At 61.9% G+C, this 16,640-nt stretch carries 10 protein-coding genes; 6 read left to right on the forward strand and 4 right to left on the reverse strand.

Features of this window, described 5'->3' with window-relative positions; genetic code table 11:
* The first annotated feature begins 52 nt into the window (after window positions 1-52).
* The 3 genes from ACF8E5_RS11230 to ACF8E5_RS11240 all read left to right on the forward strand — a co-directional run bounded on the left by ACF8E5_RS11230 (window position 53) and on the right by ACF8E5_RS11240 (window position 6,863).
* Window positions 53-3,862, forward strand: a complete 3,810-nt coding sequence (locus tag ACF8E5_RS11230) for a dermonecrotic toxin domain-containing protein (protein ID WP_392475280.1) — start codon at window positions 53-55, stop codon at window positions 3,860-3,862.
* A gap of 141 nt (window positions 3,863-4,003) precedes the next feature.
* Window positions 4,004-5,623: an NADP-dependent glyceraldehyde-3-phosphate dehydrogenase gene (locus ACF8E5_RS11235; protein ID WP_145257428.1), complete on the forward strand. Its 1,620-nt coding sequence runs from the start codon at window positions 4,004-4,006 to the stop codon at window positions 5,621-5,623.
* A 58-nt stretch (window positions 5,624-5,681) separates the two neighbouring features.
* Window positions 5,682-6,863: a hypothetical protein gene (locus ACF8E5_RS11240; RefSeq protein WP_326383494.1), complete on the forward strand. Its 1,182-nt coding sequence runs from the start codon at window positions 5,682-5,684 to the stop codon at window positions 6,861-6,863.
* 9 nt (window positions 6,864-6,872) lie between these two features.
* Here ACF8E5_RS11240 and ilvA read toward each other — a convergent pair whose 3' ends face one another.
* The 4 genes from ilvA to ACF8E5_RS11260 all read right to left on the reverse strand — a co-directional run bounded on the left by ilvA (window position 6,873) and on the right by ACF8E5_RS11260 (window position 11,127).
* Window positions 6,873-8,432, reverse strand: a complete 1,560-nt coding sequence (ilvA, locus tag ACF8E5_RS11245; protein WP_392475281.1) for a threonine ammonia-lyase, biosynthetic — start codon at window positions 8,430-8,432, stop codon at window positions 6,873-6,875.
* Between the two features lie 179 nt (window positions 8,433-8,611).
* Window positions 8,612-9,043, reverse strand: coding sequence for a PACE efflux transporter (locus ACF8E5_RS11250; protein ID WP_196126989.1), 432 nt, complete (start codon window positions 9,041-9,043; stop codon window positions 8,612-8,614).
* Between the two features lie 74 nt (window positions 9,044-9,117).
* Window positions 9,118-10,425 carry an ATP-binding protein gene (locus ACF8E5_RS11255; protein ID WP_392475282.1) on the reverse strand — a complete coding sequence of 436 codons (1,308 nt, stop codon included), beginning with the start codon at window positions 10,423-10,425 and terminating at the stop codon, window positions 9,118-9,120.
* Between the two features lie 6 nt (window positions 10,426-10,431).
* Window positions 10,432-11,127, reverse strand: a complete 696-nt coding sequence (locus tag ACF8E5_RS11260) for a response regulator (protein WP_078478582.1) — start codon at window positions 11,125-11,127, stop codon at window positions 10,432-10,434.
* 208 nt (window positions 11,128-11,335) lie between these two features.
* On the opposite strand from ACF8E5_RS11260, the gene ACF8E5_RS11265 reads away from it, so the two are divergent.
* From ACF8E5_RS11265 to mobA, 3 genes are all read left to right on the forward strand, one after another.
* A complete protein-coding gene (locus tag ACF8E5_RS11265) occupies window positions 11,336-12,520 on the forward strand; it encodes an efflux RND transporter periplasmic adaptor subunit (protein WP_078478581.1) in 1,185 nt (394 codons plus the stop codon).
* An 11-nt stretch (window positions 12,521-12,531) separates the two neighbouring features.
* The gene (locus ACF8E5_RS11270; RefSeq protein ID WP_326383498.1) at window positions 12,532-15,660 is read left to right on the forward strand and encodes an efflux RND transporter permease subunit; all 3,129 of its coding nucleotides are present in this window, start codon (window positions 12,532-12,534) and stop codon (window positions 15,658-15,660) included.
* A 61-nt stretch (window positions 15,661-15,721) separates the two neighbouring features.
* Window positions 15,722-16,297: a molybdenum cofactor guanylyltransferase MobA gene (gene mobA, locus ACF8E5_RS11275; protein ID WP_145257444.1), complete on the forward strand. Its 576-nt coding sequence runs from the start codon at window positions 15,722-15,724 to the stop codon at window positions 16,295-16,297.
* The last annotated feature ends 343 nt before the right edge of the window (window positions 16,298-16,640 follow it).

Here is a 16,640-nt window from a genome sequence, read left to right on the forward strand (position 1 = left end):
ATCAAATACCCATGACGTGTGATAGCGCCTCAACAAAAGGAGCTCGCGCCACATGTCTGAAAGCAACTCACTGTCACCGACAACTTTGCCACATTGGGCTGCACGGGCCACCGCGCGTCAATGGCAGGCCCTCAAGCACACGCAACAACCCCCTTGGGAAACCCAAGACTGGTTCTGCAATGCCCCACCGGATCTGAGGGAAAGTGTTGCCGCCAGTCATCGGCGATTGATCAACGCGCAGGCAGCGCTGGGTCGAGCGATGCGCGGCCTGGAACAAGTTGCAGAATTCGCAGAGCGTGCCGTGCAGCAGGGCTTGCAGGCGCAAGGTTTGAATGTGGACTTGAAAGCCTGCGAGTTGCTGCGCGTCGAGCAAACCTGGCGATGGGTCGGCCTGCGCTATGTTTATAGCCACCAACGGGAAAACATCGTAAGGGCAGCACTGCAGAACTTTGCCGAGGATGAAGTTTTCTCTTCCCAGAGTGCAATCGCCCTGAGCAAGGATATTCACATCACGCCCGTCAGGGTGACAGGCACCGCGCCGATTGGCATGCAAGTGCCGAATGCACAATTTTCCATCGACTCGGAACGCTACCATGTAACTGCGTTGCCCCTCACGCCAGCCGCTTTCGCCGTCATGATGCGAGCGCTGGATTTGGGAAGTGCCTACCAGGCTCATCTGCAAAGGTATTTCGACAGCCCGGCGGTAAAAACGCACATGTTGCAGGTGTTCAAAGCTCGCCTGCAGATGGCGGCGGATCTGGCTGTGCTTAGGCACTTGATCAGCGGCAGCGCCCGCGATGACCTTGACCGCCTGTTACAGGGCGAGCCTTTGCCATGCTGGCGGCTGAGCCTGTTCGGCACCGTCCTGTACGAAGTCATGCTGATCGACCTGGGCCAGGCCGGCCTAGGTGTGTACCTGCCCAGCCACGAACCTGCATTGCGTAGCTGCAAGGACCTGGCAGCCGTGCATGAAGCGCTGGCCATCTTGCTGCTCGAGCCAGCAGCGCGTGAAGCGTTCGCAGGGTATGTAGCCCAAGACCAACGCGGCCACTTCTTCGATATGTTGCAGCAAAACCTGGACGCGAATGGCAATACCCCACTCGATAGCCCCTGGGAACGCGCCGTGGGCGCTGACCTGCGCCCGGCCCGTCAACCCATTGAGGGGGATCCATTTAGCGACTGCTATGTCCGGCACTGGGCACGTCTGCAGCACGAAGCCAGTCTGCTCGCCGTTCCCACCGCACAGTTTGACGCCAATGCCAGGGCCCAACGTCTGGCGACGTGGGAAAGTCGCGGCTGGGACCTGCTCAACATCGCCAGCTTTTTCGTACCAGCGGTGGGCACCTTCATGTTGGCCGTCACTGCTTGCCAGCTCCTGGACGAAGCGTTCGAAGGTTATGAAGCCTGGGAAGCCGGCGATCGTCATCTGGCGCTAGAGCACATCGAATCGGTTGGGATCAACCTTGCGTTGCTAGGCGGTTTCGCCGCAGCAGGACACGCGTTGCCGCGACTGTTCGGCAAACTGCGCGGTACGGCGCTGCAAGAGGTACGTGGCAGCGATGGCACATTCAGGCTCTGGAACCAGGACTTGGCCCCCTACCGTTCCAATGAAGCGCTGCCAACGCAGTTGCGGCCCAACGCGCTGGGCCAGTACCTGCATGACGGCCGGTACTTCATCAAGATGGACGGACACCTCTATGAGCAGCGGCTGGAGCCTTCACTGTCGCGTTGGCAGATCGTCCACCCCGAGCGGGCAGATGCCTGGCAGCCACCCCTTGAGCACAATGGTCAAGGCGCCTGGCGCGCCCAGCACGAGCAGCCAGGCGATTGGCCGCTGGCAACGCTGGTAAAGCGCCTGGGTGAGCCGTTCGAGGCATTTACAGCAGAGCACATCCAGCAAGCGTGCGATGTGACTGGCATTGACGCCCACAGCCTGCGAGACCTGCACCTTCGCGGGCAACCGGCGCCGCCGTTGCTACTGGATGTTCTGCAACGGCTGCGCATTAGCGCCGAATGCCCTTCGATGAACGCACAAGACGCGTCGCAGTGGTTCGAGCAGCGCTACAGCCCAAGCATGTCGCACGCCCCTGGCGTGGACCGCTTGCTATCGACCTACCCGCGCCTCACGCCGCCGTTGGCCAGGCAACTGCTGGGCCGGTTGGAGGCTGGCCAAGTTCTGGCCTGGGAACAGGAAGGGACACTGCCTGCCAGCATCCGCCAATCGGTAGAACAGGTGCACAGCGAGCTACCTCTGGTGCGGGCGCTGGAGGGGCTCGTACAGCCAGCGCTGGCCAATGCCGACACCCAGCGTCTGCTATTCAGCGCGCTTGATGCCATGCCGGACTGGCCCGCCGATATACGTCTGGAATTGCGCGCCGGTAACCCTGACGGCCCGATCCTGGCTCATACCGGCGTAGGTCCGCTCGTTCGTGTGATCAAATCAAGCCAAGGCTATGAAGGATTCCTTGGAGAGCGCCCTGCGCCCGGCATGGTGAGTATCGATATTTGCCAGGCCATCGAACAGGCACTGCCTCGCGCCCGTCGCGACCTGCTGGGTATCGAACATACGGATGGCGCCTCTCTTCGCCACCGAGTGATGACATGGGCCAAGGCAAACCGTGCCACCCTCGCACCCAGGCTTTATGGGCAGCGCAGCCAGCGCCTGGCCACACGAGGCTGGTTGCGTGGCGGGCAGCCGCTTGAGCCACTGCCGGCAGCGCCACGTCAGACCAGCTCGTTGAGCGCAGCCTATCGACGTCTTTTTCCCACTGCGACCGACGCAGAGTTTGCCGACTGGCTCAATGAAGAGGAGGACGAAGACAACCTACATGACATGCGCTCGCCGACCCAGCGCTTGCGCGACCTGCAAGCCCGTCTTGAGAACTTGCGTCGTGATCTGGCTCAGTGGGCCGCCCCTAATCCCCAGCACCCACATCAGCGCCACCTTGCCGTGCGCCCTGTCATCAACGCCTGGCAACGGGTGTCGCGCACGGTGCTCGATGGCGGCGGTCGTCTATACAGCCTCGAACTCTCCGAGCTGGATCTGACGCATGAAGACTTGGCTAGCTTGCCGCTAACCGATGATTTCAATCACATCGAGCACCTGTCTCTGCGCGGGAACTCCGCACTCAGCCAGCTACCTGCGGCCTTCCACCAGCGGTTTCCGAATCTCAGGCGGCTACTACTTGGCGATTGCCGCTTCGACCACCTGCCTCGCCTGGCCTTCGGCCAGCAACTGCGCTGGTTGGATGTGGAACGCAACCGCATCACCTGGGACGCCACGGACCAGACTACCCTGCAAAGTTACTCCGGCCTGGCCGTACTTGATCTTAGTGAGAATCCGCTGCTGGCCGCGCCTGACCTGCGCCTGAATCCAGGTATCAGGTCGCTGTTCCTGTCAGGATGCTCGCTGACCGAGTTGCCACAGGGGTTAGCGCAATTAACGGAGCCGCTCACCGTCGACCTGACCGATAACCAGTTCGTGCAGCTACCCGACGGCTTCGCCCTGCCCGTTCAGGTAGCCGACCCGCTGTCTATGGAAAGCAGATGGCTGGCAGGGCCGATACTGAGCCAGATCGAAGCGTACAACGAAATCCACGACGTGGACCTGTTGGTGAATGAGGCCGACTACACCGACTTCTTTGAACAGGCCGGCCCACCTGAATTTGCGCTGTGGCGCCGCTTGCCACTGCAATACCGGCGCGACCTCAGGGCGCTGCTGGAGGCTGGGCCGTTCCTCACCCACCCCGAACGAGCGCGCCGGGAGTTCTGGCGCCGGTTGGCCGTGATCGATAATGCAGGGCCGGACCGGCAATCCCTATTGGAACAACCTGCAGAGGGTCTATTCGAGCTCGACCTGTGACACCGTGATCACGCGCCGGGGGACCGGCGCACTGCTAAAGCGCTTGCTGTGCGCTGGTATTCTGACCGGGTCAGGCGCATGCTCGTCGCTGAACCGTTTCACTGTGCTAGACCCTTCTCGGCCACTGTGAGGTGCAGTTTCATGGAATCCTTGCTCGACAATCTTTATCCCAACGCCGCCGACGTTCCTCAAGCGTGGCAACTGGGTGCTCCGCTTGAACAACGTGACTACCTTGTGGGCGGTGAACTGCGCCATTGGGACGGACCGTTGGCCACAGTCCGTAGCCCCGTTTGGCTCAAGGACAACGGCCAGGAGCAACAAGTGGTGCTGGGCCACGCTCCGCTGCTCGACGCCGACACGGCCATGACCGCACTGGACGCTGCAGTTCAAGCCTATGACAAGGGGCGCGGAGCATGGCCGAACATGCGGGTAGCAGAGCGCATTGGCCATGTGGAAGCGTTCCTGGCGCGCATGCGCGAGCAGCGTCAGGCCGTGGTCAAGCTACTGATGTGGGAAATCGGCAAGAACCTTGCGGATTCGGAAAAGGAATTCGACCGCACCTGCGACTACATCAATGAAACCATCAATGCCCTCAAGGACTTGGACAGACGCTCCAGCCGCTTCGAGCTCGTGCAGGGCACCCTGGGTCAGATACGCCGCGCGCCTTTGGGCGTGGCGCTGTGCATGGGTCCGTACAACTACCCACTCAACGAAACCTTCACCACCCTGATTCCGGCCTTGATCATGGGCAACACCGTGGTGTTCAAGCCCGCCAAGTTTGGTGTGCTGCTGATCCGCCCGCTGCTCGAAGCCTTCCGCGACAGCTTCCCGCCTGGTGTCATCAATGTCATCTACGGCAAGGGCCGCGAGACCGTCAGCGCAGTGATGGCCAGCGGCAAGGTAGACGTCTTCGCCTTCATCGGCACCCACAAGGCTGCCAGCGATCTCAAGAAGCTGCACCCACGGCCCCATCGGCTGCGCGCGGCACTAGGCCTGGACGCTAAGAACCCCGGCATCGTGCTGCCCCAGGTCGATCTGGACAACGCCGTCGAGCAGGCCCTGACCGGCGCGTTGTCGTTCAACGGCCAGCGTTGCACGGCGCTCAAGATTCTGTTCGTCCATGAAGATGTGGTCGAGGCATTTCTCGACAAGTTCACGCGCAAGCTCGCCACACTCAAGCCGGGCATGCCTTGGGAGCCTGGCGTCGCCCTGACACCGCTGCCTGAACCCGGCAAGATCGATTACCTGGACGGCCTGGTGCACGATGCGACTGACAAGGGAGCACGGGTGGTCAACGAACACGGGGGGCGCAGCCGGGGTTCGTTCTTCTATCCAGCCCTGCTGTATCCGGTGTCGGCGCAGATGCGCGTGTACCAGGAAGAACAGTTCGGGCCGGTTGTGCCGATCGTCCCTTACCGCGATCTGCAGACGGTCATCGACTACGTTCTGGACTCGGACTATGGCCAGCAGCTGAGCCTGTTCGGCAACGATCCTGCCACCGTCGGCAGCCTGATCGACATCTTCGCCAACCAGGTCGGTCGCATCAACATCAATACCCAATGCCAGCGAGGCCCGGACACCTATCCGTTCAATGGCCGCAAGAACAGCGCCGAGGGTACTCTTTCGGTGCACGATGCCTTGAGGGTCTTTTCCATACGCACCCTGGTGGCAACGCGCTTTGAGGACGACAACAAGGCCTTGTTCAGTGACATCATCCGCAATCGGCGGTCGAGTTTCCTGACCACCGACTACATCTTCTGACGGTTGAAAGCGGCACCGCTTTGCTGGAAGCTTGAAGCTCATAGCACGGAGCCGCTCAATGCGTATCATCGACAAGACCGCCGCCCAGGTGCGCAGCCTGACGCCCGCCGAAGACGCGCTGCTGGTGGACTTTGCCACCGGCGGCTTGGCCGGGCCCCGCCTGCTGCAGGCCAACCAGATGCTGATGAAGGTGCGCAACGCTAACCAGTGGCTGGCCTGCGATTGCCGCACCGATGCCCTGCCTGTGCTCAATGTCACCCTCAATGGCAACACCGGTACGTTGTTTCTCAAGAACAACCCTGGCACGGCCGAACATGCCCCAGGCTGCCCCTTTACCAAAGATGAACAGGAAGCGGCCGAGCGTGCACAGGCACCTGTCCAGCCGGTGGCCTGGCTGCCCCCCGATACGCCGCTGCGGCTGATCGGCGATTTTCGCACGGGCGCAAGCACAAGCACTAACGGGCCAGGTGAGCGCCGCGAACAACAGCGGTTGCTGGCCTTGTTGCTGACGTGGATCGAGACCAGCGGCCTGAACCTTTACGCCACGCATTTGAAGCAGGACCTGACCGGGCAATTCGCTCAACTGCGTGCTGTGGCCAGTCGCTATCCGCTGGTGGAACGGGTACCGGCCAGCAACTACCTGGAAACGCGCCTGGACATGAAGCACATGATGATGCTCAAGGCGCGTCTGCGTGAGGCCACGATCTTTGGCAATCACCGGCGTCATGGGCTACTGCTCGACTGCATCGACCAGATCAAGGGCCGCAAGGTCTTTCACTACCGAAGCGAAGACGGTTTCGATTTCCAGGGCCACCATCTGTACTGGGGTGGTCAGCGCACCTGCGGCCCGCTGCTGACGCTGGCACTCTATTCACCTACGACTCCCGGCAGTCACTTCTTTGAGCTGATCCACGTGGCCAGCGTACCGGTGCTATCGCGGGGCCATCTGTTTCCGGTCTATCGCGATGAAGAACGCGAACCGCTCAAGGCATTGGTATCGCTGGTGGACTGGATGGCCAGCAAGGGCGTCAAGGTGCAGATGCGCCGTCCGGTGGTTGGCGGGCAGCTCATGGATGAACTGGTGATGACGTCCGACCAAGACCGTGTTCTGTCCATATCGCTGCTTGAACAACCCATCGGGCCCGAGCCGGATACCGAGAACTTCAAACGGTATGCCGACTTCAAGAGCCCTGAAACCTTCCGCAAGTTCGTGGCCGGTTTCTTCATGCGCGAGCGATGAACCGCCGCCTCAGCCGAGGAACAGCCGATAAGCCGGGTTATCCGTTTCGTCCCAGTAGCGATAATCCATCTGATCGAGCGCCACGAATAACCCGGCACGCTCATCGGCAGGCACTTGCAGCGCAGCGAACACCCGCGCATGGGCTGCACCGTGGTTGCGGTAATGGAACAGGCTGATGTTCCAGCGCTGGCCCAGGCGCTCCAGAAACGCCAGCAGTGCCCCGGGGCGCTCTGGAAACTCGAAACGCAGCACCTGCTCGTGACTGCCAGGCGCCATGGGCCCACCCACGGTGTGGCGCACGTGCAGCTTGGCCAGTTCATTGTCAGTCAGGTCCACAACGTCATAGCCTTGTGCTTTTAACCCGCTCAACAGCTGATCGCGCGGGTCCTGCACGGGGTGCGTTTGCACTCCAACAAACAGACGCGCAGGTTTGCCCGGCTGGCAGCGGTAGTTGAATTCCGTGACTTGGCGCTTGCCCAATGCTTGGCAGAACGCCCGGAAGCTACCGGGCTGATCAGGGATGGTCACCGCAATCACCGCTTCGCGCTGTTCACCCAGTTCGGCGCGCTCTGCCACATGCCTCAACCGATCGAAGTTGATGTTGGCCCCGGAATCGATAGCCACCAGTGTCTGCCCGCCAATACCCTCACGGTCCACGTACTGCTTCATGCCGGCAACTGCCAGAGCGCCCGACGGCTCGGTGATCGAGCGGGTGTCATCGTAGATGTCCTTGATCGCGGCACACAGCGCGTCGCTGCTGACCGTTAGTACCTCGTCCACAGAATGCTGGCATAGCTCGAAGCAGTGGGCGCCCACCTGGGCCACGGCCACCCCATCGGCGAAGGTGCCCACATGCGGGAGCACCACCCGCTCGCCAGCTTGCAGGGCGGCCTGCAGGCAGTTGGCATCTTCCGGTTCTACCCCGATCACCTTGACTTCGGGGCGCAGGTATTTGATATAGGCTGCGATTCCGGCAATCAAGCCACCCCCGCCAACCGGCACGAAAACGGCATGCAGCGGCCCAGGGCACTGCCGAAGAATCTCCATGCCGACCGTGCCTTGACCCGCGATCACATCCGGGTCATCGAAAGGTGGCACGAATGTGGCTCCTTCCAGGTCGGCCAGCTTCAAGGCATGGGCCAGGGCATGGGGGAAGCTGTCACCGTGCAGCACCACCCGTCCCCCGCGGGCGCGCACGCCCTGTACTTTGAGCGAAGGCGTCGTGGACGGCATGACGATCGTGGCCGTCATGCCCAGGTGCGCGGCGGCCATGGCCACGCCCTGAGCGTGATTGCCCGCCGAAGCGGTCACTACGCCGGCCTGACGCTGGCGGGTCGTCAACCTCGATAGTCGCGTATAAGCCCCACGGATCTTGAACGAGAATGTGGGTTGCAGGTCTTCGCGTTTGAGCAGTACCCGATTACCCAGCCTGTCGGACAACCCTGCGGCCTCTTGCAGCGGCGTTTCGATGGCCAGGTCATAGACGGGCGCGGCCAAGATACGCCGAACCTGCTCGGACAGCAGTTGCTGAGGGGTGATTGCTCGCGGGGCGGAACACAGGTTGGACATCGTCGACTCCTTGGCCGGTTAACGGTGCCCAGGAGTCAGATGAAAAAAACCCGCCTCCAGGGCGGGTTCGGTGCATGCTCGCGCTAGCCCGCCAATCCAATGATGGCGGTAATAATGCTGGCGAAGGCAGGCTGATAGCGGTTCATGCGCCGAACGTTAGCCCGAGGGCTGGCCGCACGTCAACACTTGGCCTGCTGCGCCGACAACGGCACGTCAAAAACCTTGTCGAAGCCCCACTGGAACACGAAGGCGTAGACGAAGAAGAAGACGAACAGGGCCAGGTTGGTCAAAAGCGCTGCCAGCAGGCTGACTTGCAGCCAATAAGCCACCAACGGCAGCAGGATTACCACCAGGCCACCTTCGAAGCCAAGCGCATGCAGCAAGCGGCGCATTAGTGTGCGCTTGCGCTGAGGCTGGCGCGCCTCCCAGCGCTCGAACACCCAGTTGTAGAGCATGTTCCAGCTCATCGCAACGCCTGACATCAGTACCGACAGCACGGTGGACTGCGCCATCCCCGCCCCGAACGCCAGCTCCAGGGCGGGGGCGACGCACGCCACGGCGATGGCCTCGTAGAGAATAGCCTGGACGATCTTGCGGGCCTTGCCTTGCATGTTCAGCTCCCTGAATGACGACCCGACACGCTACAAGATCCCGCCGGTTAAATGAAGAGGCTTACTATCAGGCATCAGGCCACCGTCCCGGCGGGCAAGCGAATACGGAACTGCGCTCCGCCCAATGGGGACTGGGCAACCGTCAAGGTCCCGCCCTGCCCCTCAATGGCCCGCCTGCTGATCGCCAACCCCAAGCCGAATCCACCCGTGCTGCGGTCACGGCTGCGGTCCAGGCGATAGAACGGCTGGAAGATTCGCTCACGCTCCTCGACGGGGATGCCGATGCCGTCATCTTCTACCGTCAGCAGGCATGCCCCGTCGGGCTCCAGGCGCAAGCGCAGCACCAGGCGCTGCTCGCAGTAGCGCATGGCATTGCGCACCAGGTTCTGCACTGCTCGGGCCGTCAGGCGCGGATCGAGCACGAAGCGTGGCAACTCGGCGTCGGCATGCACCTCCCACTGGATGCCACGCCCGTCCAACTCCTCGGCAAAGCTGCCTAGCACGCTGTCCACCAGCTCGAGCAACGACACCTCCACCCGCTCGCGCGCCTGGTCGGCATTGTACAAACGGCTGTAAGACAGCAACTCCAACACCAGTTCGTCCAGCTCTCGCACATGCCCGACCAGCTCCAGCAAACGCTTGCGGCTGGCCGGCGGCACTTCGTCAAATAGCAGCACCAAACCGAAATCCAAGCGTGTCAGAGGCGTGCGCAGCTCGTGGGACACGGCATTGAGCAACTCGCGCTGCTGATTGACATGGCGTTCAAGGTCGCTTGCCATGGTGTCGAACACCCTGGCCAGTTCGCCAATGTTCGAATGCGCCGAGATATGCGTGCGTTCGGACATCTGCCCTTGGCCCAGGCGCCGGGCAGTTTCCTTCAAGCGCTCCAAGTCACGCCAGTGCGGCCATACCCAGAGCAACAGGCAACCGAGCATCGCGGCCCCGATCAACACCGTCACGCCCCAGGACAGGACGTTGATGTCCAAAGGATCGGGCGGCGAATCCAGGCGTACCAGCCAATGGCTGTCCAATGGCGCCAGCAGGGTTTCGTAGTAGCCCCATTGGGCCAGGCGCACTGCCGACTCCCCCTGTGCCAATCGTGCGCGCTCCGTTTCATCCAAGCGGGCATGGTCAATACGCAGCAGCTGTACCTGCAAGGGCGCAAAATCGTCGGCAAGCGCCTGCGCCACGACAGGCCACTGGGACTGGGGAGCCTGGTGAAACTGACGCACGATCAGCGTCTGCACACCTTTGGTCTGGCTGAGGTTGTAGGCCATGAAGCGTTCCTGAAACAGCCCCACGATGGTGTCGGGTATGAACAGCAAGGCTCCGGCATAGGCCACGATGATCAGCAGATACAGCCGCACCAGGATCTTGAACATCGCGGCTTACTCCCACTCGACACGGCTGAACAGATAGCCTTTGCCCCAGACCGTCTTGATCTTGCGTGCTTCGCCTGCGTTGTCGTCGAACTTGCGACGCAGTTTGGAAATGGCCACGTCCACCGAACGGTCAGTGCCGTTGAACTCGATACCGCGCAGCTGTTGAAGAATGCGGTCGCGATTGAGCACCACCCCGGCATTGCGCGCCAGCACGACCAGCAGGTTGAATTCCCCGGCCGACAGGTCGACAGGCTCGCCGCGCCAGGTGACGGTGCGCTCGGCCAGGTCGATACACAACCCACCTACCACGATCAGGTCATGGTCCAGCCTGGGTTCGTTACCGCTACGGCGCAGCAAGGTGCGCACCCTTGCCAGCAACACCCGTGGCTCGCACGGCTTGGTGACGTAGTCGTCAGCACCCATTTCCAGCCCCAGCACCTGGTCATGGCTGTCATCGCGGGCGGTGAGCATCAGGATTGGCAGGCATTGGGACTGATGGCGCAATTGACGACACACCTGCAGGCCGTCCATGCCTGGGAGCATCAGGTCGAGAATCACCAGGTCGGGTTTGTCCCGGCGATATTCGTCCAGCACGTGGTCACCCCGGGCGATGACCCGGACCACGAATTCGTTGCGTTGCAGGTAACTGGCGATGAGCTCGGCCAGGGCGCTGTCGTCTTCGACCAGAAGTATAGTGGGCATGGGTCGCTTGGCAGGCAGATATAGGGACTTGCAGCACTGCGGCTCGGCATGGCCAGGTGAGCGCTGCGTTATAGTGGCCCAAGCTTATAGAAACATCACGGTGCACAACCCATCGTTTCACACTTTTTCACACTCCCCGTACAGCTGTTAACAGCCAATCATGACCCGGGTGCCGTAGCATAGCGCAGATCATCAGCGGAAGATCCCAATGTCCGACACATTCACTGTTACCCTGCGCCGCATGGCGCTTCTGGCGCTTCTGGCGCTTGTAGGCTCGAGCCTGGGCGGCTGTAGCGCTAGCGACGAACCCGAACAGCAAGCCCCGGTCCCGCATGTGCGCGTCGAGACGCTGCAACTGCAACCGTTGGCCATTACCAGCGAGCTCAACGGCCGCATTCTGGCGCCGCGTACCGCTCAGGTGCGGGCTCGGGTGGCCGGCGTGGTGCTCAAACGGGTCTACCGCGAAGGTAGCGACGTCAAGCAGGGCGATGTGTTGTTCCAGATCGATCCGGCACCCTTCAAGGCCGACCTGGACAGCGCTCAGGCGGCACTGGCCAGAGCCGACGCCACCCGTTATCAGGCTCGCCTGCAAGAGCAGCGTTACCGCGAGCTGGTCAACGACAAGGCCGTCAGCGGCCAGGAATACGACAACGCCAAGGCCAGCCTGCTGCAAGCCAACGCAGCGGTGGCCGAGGCCAAGGCAGCCGTGCAACGAGCCCGTCTGAACCTGGGATACGCCACCGTCACCGCCCCCATCGCTGGCCGCATTGGCCGCGCCCAGGTGACCGAAGGCGCATTGGTCGGGCAGAACGAAGCCACGCCGCTGGCGACCATCGAGCAACTGGACCCCATTCATGTCGACGTCACCCAGTCAACCCGTGAGATCACGGCGCTGCGCAAGGCCTTGCGTGCCGGCCAGCTTCAACGGGTCGACGCAGACCAGGCCAGTGTCACCTTGATCGAGGACGACGGCAGTGCCTACCCGCTGCCTGGCAAGCTGTTGTTTTCCGACATCCAGGTCGACCCTTCGACCAATCAGATCACCCTGCGCAGCGAGTTCCCCAACCCCAACCTCGACTTGCTGCCAGGCAGCTATGTGCGCGTGCGCCTGGCCCAGGCCGTGCAAGCGCAAGGCCTGAGTGTCCCGCAACGGGCGATCCTGCGTGACAGTGCAGGCGTGCCGAAGGTGCTGGTCGTGGATGCTCAGTCTCAGGTCAGCGAACGGCAGGTGGTCCTGGGCAGCGTACAGGGCGACCGCTGGGTAGTGCGCGACGGCCTGGCTGCCGGTGACCAGGTGGTGGTCGAAGGCCTGCAACATGCCAAGGCAGGCGAACGTGTGCAGATCGACACCGCGCCCCAGGCCACCTCCGTCACCCAGCACACCGGCCAGTGAGGGCTTGATCGATGCCGCAATTCTTCATTGACCGCCCTATTTTCGCTTGGGTGGTGGCGCTGTTCATCCTGCTGGCTGGCGCCCTGGCCATTCCTCAGTTGCCTGTGGCGCAGTACCCCAATGTTGCGCCACCGCAGGTAGAGATCTACGCCGTATACCCTGGCGCCTCGGCGGCAACCATGGATGAAAGCGTGGTCAGCCTGATCGAGCAGGAGCTCAACGGCGCCGACAACCTGCTGTACTTCGAGTCGCAGAGCAGCCTGGGCAGCGCCACCATCACCGCCACCTTCGAGCCGGGCACCGTGCCCGACCTGGCCCAGGTCGACGTGCAGAACCGCTTGAAAGTGGTCGAGTCGCGCCTGCCACGCCCGGTTACCCAACAAGGGTTGCAGGTGGAAAAGGTGTCCACTGGCTTCCTGCTGCTGGGCACGCTCACCTCCGAGGACGGGAAGTTCGACGAGACCGCGTTGTCCGACATCCTGGCGCGCAACGTGATGAACGAGATCCGGCGCATCAAGGGGGTCGGCAAAGCGCAGCTGTATGGCTCCGAGCGCGCCATGCGCATCTGGATCGACCCAGCCAAGCTGGTCGGCCTGAACCTCACACCCAACGACGTGGCCGAAGCCATCACCGCCCAGAATGCGCAGGTAGCGCCCGGCAGTATCGGCGACCTGCCCAGCCCCGCTACCCAGGAGATCACCGCCAACGTGGTGGTCAAGGGCCAACTGACCACACCAGAAGCGTTTGCCGCCATTGTACTGCGGGCCAATACCGACGGTTCGGTGGTGACCATCGGTGATGTAGCACGGGTAGAAATCGGTGCCCAGGAGTATCAGTACGGCACGCGCCTGAATGGCAAGCCGGCCACCGCATTCAGCGTGCAGCTGGCCCCGGGTGCCAACGCCATGGAGACGGCCACACTGGTGCGCGCCAAGATGAAGGACCTGGCGCGCTACTTCCCGGAGGGTGTGAAGTACGATATTCCCTACGACACCTCGCCGTTCGTCAAGGTCTCCATACAGCAGGTCATCAGCACGCTGTTCGAAGCGATGGTGCTGGTGTTCGCGGTGATGTTCCTGTTCCTGCAGAACCTGCGTTATACCTTGATTCCCACACTCGTGGTGCCCGTGGCGCTGATGGGTACGTTCGGCGTGATGCTGTTACTGGGCTTTTCGGTCAACGTGCTGACCCTGTTCGGCATGGTCCTGGCCATTGGCATTCTGGTGGATGACGCCATTGTGGTGGTCGAGAACGTTGAGCGAATCATGGCTGAAGAAGGCCTGGCGCCACGGGAAGCTACACGCAAGGCCATGGGCCAGATCAGCGGGGCGATCATCGGCATCACGCTGGTGCTGGTAGCCGTGTTCCTGCCCATGGCCTTCATGAAGGGCTCGGTCGGCGTGATCTACCAGCAGTTTTCGGTGTCCATGGCAGTTTCCATTCTGTTCTCGGCCTTCCTTGCCCTGAGCCTGACCCCGGCGCTGTGCGCGACCTTGCTCAAGCCTGTGAACCAAGGCGAGCATCATCAGCGCGGCGGTTTCTTCGGCTGGTTCAATCGGCGCTTCGAGGGCATGAGCAAGGGCTATGAGGGCTGGGTGTCCCAAGCACTTCGCCGCAGCGGGATCTACCTGCTGGTGTACGCCGTGCTGCTGGGCGTGTTGGGCTACGGCTTCAGTCAGTTGCCCACTGCCTTTCTGCCCACTGAAGACCAGGGGTACACCATCACTGATATCCAACTGCCGCCAGGCGCTAGCCGCATACGGACCGAGCAGGTGGCGGCCCAGATCGAAGCGCACAACGGCGGTGAAGCTGGCGTAGGCAATACCACGGTCATTCTGGGTTTCAGTTTCTCCGGCAGTGGCCAGAATGCAGCGTTGGCCTTCACGACCCTGAAGGACTGGTCCGAACGTGGCGCCGGTGACAGTGCCCAGTCCATTGCCGATCGCGCGAACATGGCACTCACCCAACTCAAGGACGCCATCGCCTTCGCCGTACTGCCGCCGCCGATTGACGGCCTGGGCGAGTCCACCGGCTTCGAGTTCCGCTTGCAGGACCGGGGTGGGCTGGGTCATGCCCAACTCATGGCTGCACGTGACGAGCTGCTGGCCAAGGCGAGCAAGAGCCCGCTACTGACCAACGTGCGCGAGGCGTCCCTGGCCGAGAGCCCGCAAGTGGAGCTGGAGATCGACCGCCGTCAGGCCAATGCACTGGGGGTCTCGTTCGCCGATATCGGCTCGGTGCTGGACGTAGCCGTGGGTTCGAGCTACGTCAATGACTTTCCAAACCAAGGCCGCATGCAGCGGGTGGTTGTGCAAGCTGAGGGCGATCAGCGCAGCCAGGTGGAAGACTTGCTGAAGATTCACGTGCGCAACAGCGCCGGCAAGATGGTGCCGCTTGGCGCCTTTGTCCAGCCCCGATGGGTCAGCGGTCCAGTCCAGTTGACGCGTTACAACGGTTACCCAGCGGTGTCCATTTCGGGTGAGCCGGCAGCCGGACAAAGCTCCGGTCAGGCCATGGCCGAGATCGAGCGAATCGTGGCGCAGCTGCCGCCCGGCGTAGGGCTGGAATGGACCGGCTTGTCGCTGCAGGAAAGGCTTTCGGGCAGCCAGGCGCCGGTACTCATGGCCCTGTCGCTGCTGGTGGTGTTCTTGTGCCTGGCGGCATTGTATGAAAGCTGGTCGATCCCCACTGCGGTGCTGCTGGTGGTGCCCCTGGGCATTCTGGGTGCGGTGCTGGCGGTCACACTGCGCGGCATGCCCAACGACGTGTTCTTCAAGGTGGGCTTGATCACCTTGATCGGGCTTTCGGCAAAGAACGCCATCCTGATCATCGAGTTCGCCAAAAGCCTGGTGGACCAGGGCATGGAAGCCACCCAGGCTGCACTCGAGGCTGCCCGCCTGCGCCTGCGGCCCATCGTGATGACGTCTCTGGCGTTCATCCTTGGGGTGGTGCCACTGGCCATCGCCACCGGTGCCAGCTCGGCAAGCCAGCAGGCCATCGGTACGGGGGTCATTGGCGGTATGTTAAGTGCCACACTGGCGGTGGTCTTCGTACCGGTGTTCTTTGTCGTGGTGATGCGTTTGTCCGGGCGCCGACGACCACTGGAGCCTTGCCACGAGCCAGCCACGCGCGGTCACTGACTGGACAAGCGAAGCGTGAAGTGGGAGGGTTTCGGGCATTGACTGCCAGGAACCCTTTTTCATGCCTGCTACCCTGCCCCCTTGCTCTGTCCTCATGCTCGCCGGCGGCCGTGGCCAACGCATGGGTGGGCGTGACAAAGGGCTGATCGACTGGCAAGGCCGTCCTCTGATTGCCCACGTTCATGCGGTGGTTCGTGGGCTCAGTGATGACCTGATCGTTTCGTGCAATCGCAATCAGCAGGTATACCAGCGGTACGCAGAACAATGCGTGAGTGATGTCGAGGCCGGCTTCCCCGGCCCACTGGCTGGCGTGCTTGCCGGGTTGGCGGTAGCGCGGCACGGGTGGGTGGTGGTGCTCGCCTGCGATGCGCCACGGGTCGATCAGGTATTGATCAACGACCTGCGTCGCGCCGCCTTGGCGGCCAACAATGCCGCCATGGTCCGCCAGGGTGGGTATTGGCAACCGATGTTCAGCGTGCTGCCCCACGCCATCCTGCCACTGCTTGCGCAAGCCTGGAACGCTGGAGAGCGCAGTTTGCAGAGAGCCTTGCTCGGCTCGCCTGTAGCGGCGGTTGATTGCGCTGAAGAGGATTGTCGGTTGAATAATTTCAATAGCCCGCAGTGGCTTGAGGACTGACAAGGTGGCTGTCGGGGTTTTCCCGGTACGAAGAGCAACGGTGGGCTGTGGCGCGGCCCCAGGAATTTAGCTTCGCAGCATAGATTGCCGGGGCTGTCTCGCAACCTATTGCGGCCTGTCAGGCGCCCCGGCAATGTCGCACTTAAGTGCTATATACGTCAGCAGATATCGTGAATACTGTTCCGAATATAACTATTAAGCGCAACCAGACACCTCTACTCAAAGTTAAAACAGGTTACTGTTTCTTTTTGTGCTTCTGTTGATCTTGATCTTGATCTTGATCTTGATCTTGATCTTGATCTTGATCTTGATCTTGATCTTCGCGACTTCAGAAGGCCGAACG

Source organism: Pseudomonas sp. WSY_20 (assembly GCF_043104335.1).
In the GTDB taxonomy this organism is placed as follows: domain Bacteria; phylum Pseudomonadota; class Gammaproteobacteria; order Pseudomonadales; family Pseudomonadaceae; genus Aquipseudomonas; species Aquipseudomonas parafulva_B.

Excerpts from the sequence above, each read along its gene's own strand:
- mobA (WP_145257444.1), top strand. The coding sequence starts at position 15,722 with ATGCCTGCTACCCTGCCCCCTTGCTCTGTCCTCATGCTCGCCGGCGGC.
- ilvA (WP_392475281.1), bottom strand. The coding sequence starts at position 8,432 with ATGTCCAACCTGTGTTCCGCCCCGCGAGCAATCACCCCTCAGCAACTG.
- ACF8E5_RS11250 (WP_196126989.1), bottom strand. The coding sequence starts at position 9,043 with ATGCAAGGCAAGGCCCGCAAGATCGTCCAGGCTATTCTCTACGAGGCC.
- ACF8E5_RS11255 (WP_392475282.1), bottom strand. The coding sequence starts at position 10,425 with ATGTTCAAGATCCTGGTGCGGCTGTATCTGCTGATCATCGTGGCCTAT.
- ACF8E5_RS11265 (WP_078478581.1), top strand. The coding sequence starts at position 11,336 with ATGTCCGACACATTCACTGTTACCCTGCGCCGCATGGCGCTTCTGGCG.
- ACF8E5_RS11270 (WP_326383498.1), top strand. The coding sequence starts at position 12,532 with ATGCCGCAATTCTTCATTGACCGCCCTATTTTCGCTTGGGTGGTGGCG.
- ACF8E5_RS11230 (WP_392475280.1), top strand. The coding sequence starts at position 53 with ATGTCTGAAAGCAACTCACTGTCACCGACAACTTTGCCACATTGGGCT.
- ACF8E5_RS11240 (WP_326383494.1), top strand. The coding sequence starts at position 5,682 with ATGCGTATCATCGACAAGACCGCCGCCCAGGTGCGCAGCCTGACGCCC.
- ACF8E5_RS11260 (WP_078478582.1), bottom strand. The coding sequence starts at position 11,127 with ATGCCCACTATACTTCTGGTCGAAGACGACAGCGCCCTGGCCGAGCTC.
- ACF8E5_RS11235 (WP_145257428.1), top strand. The coding sequence starts at position 4,004 with ATGGAATCCTTGCTCGACAATCTTTATCCCAACGCCGCCGACGTTCCT.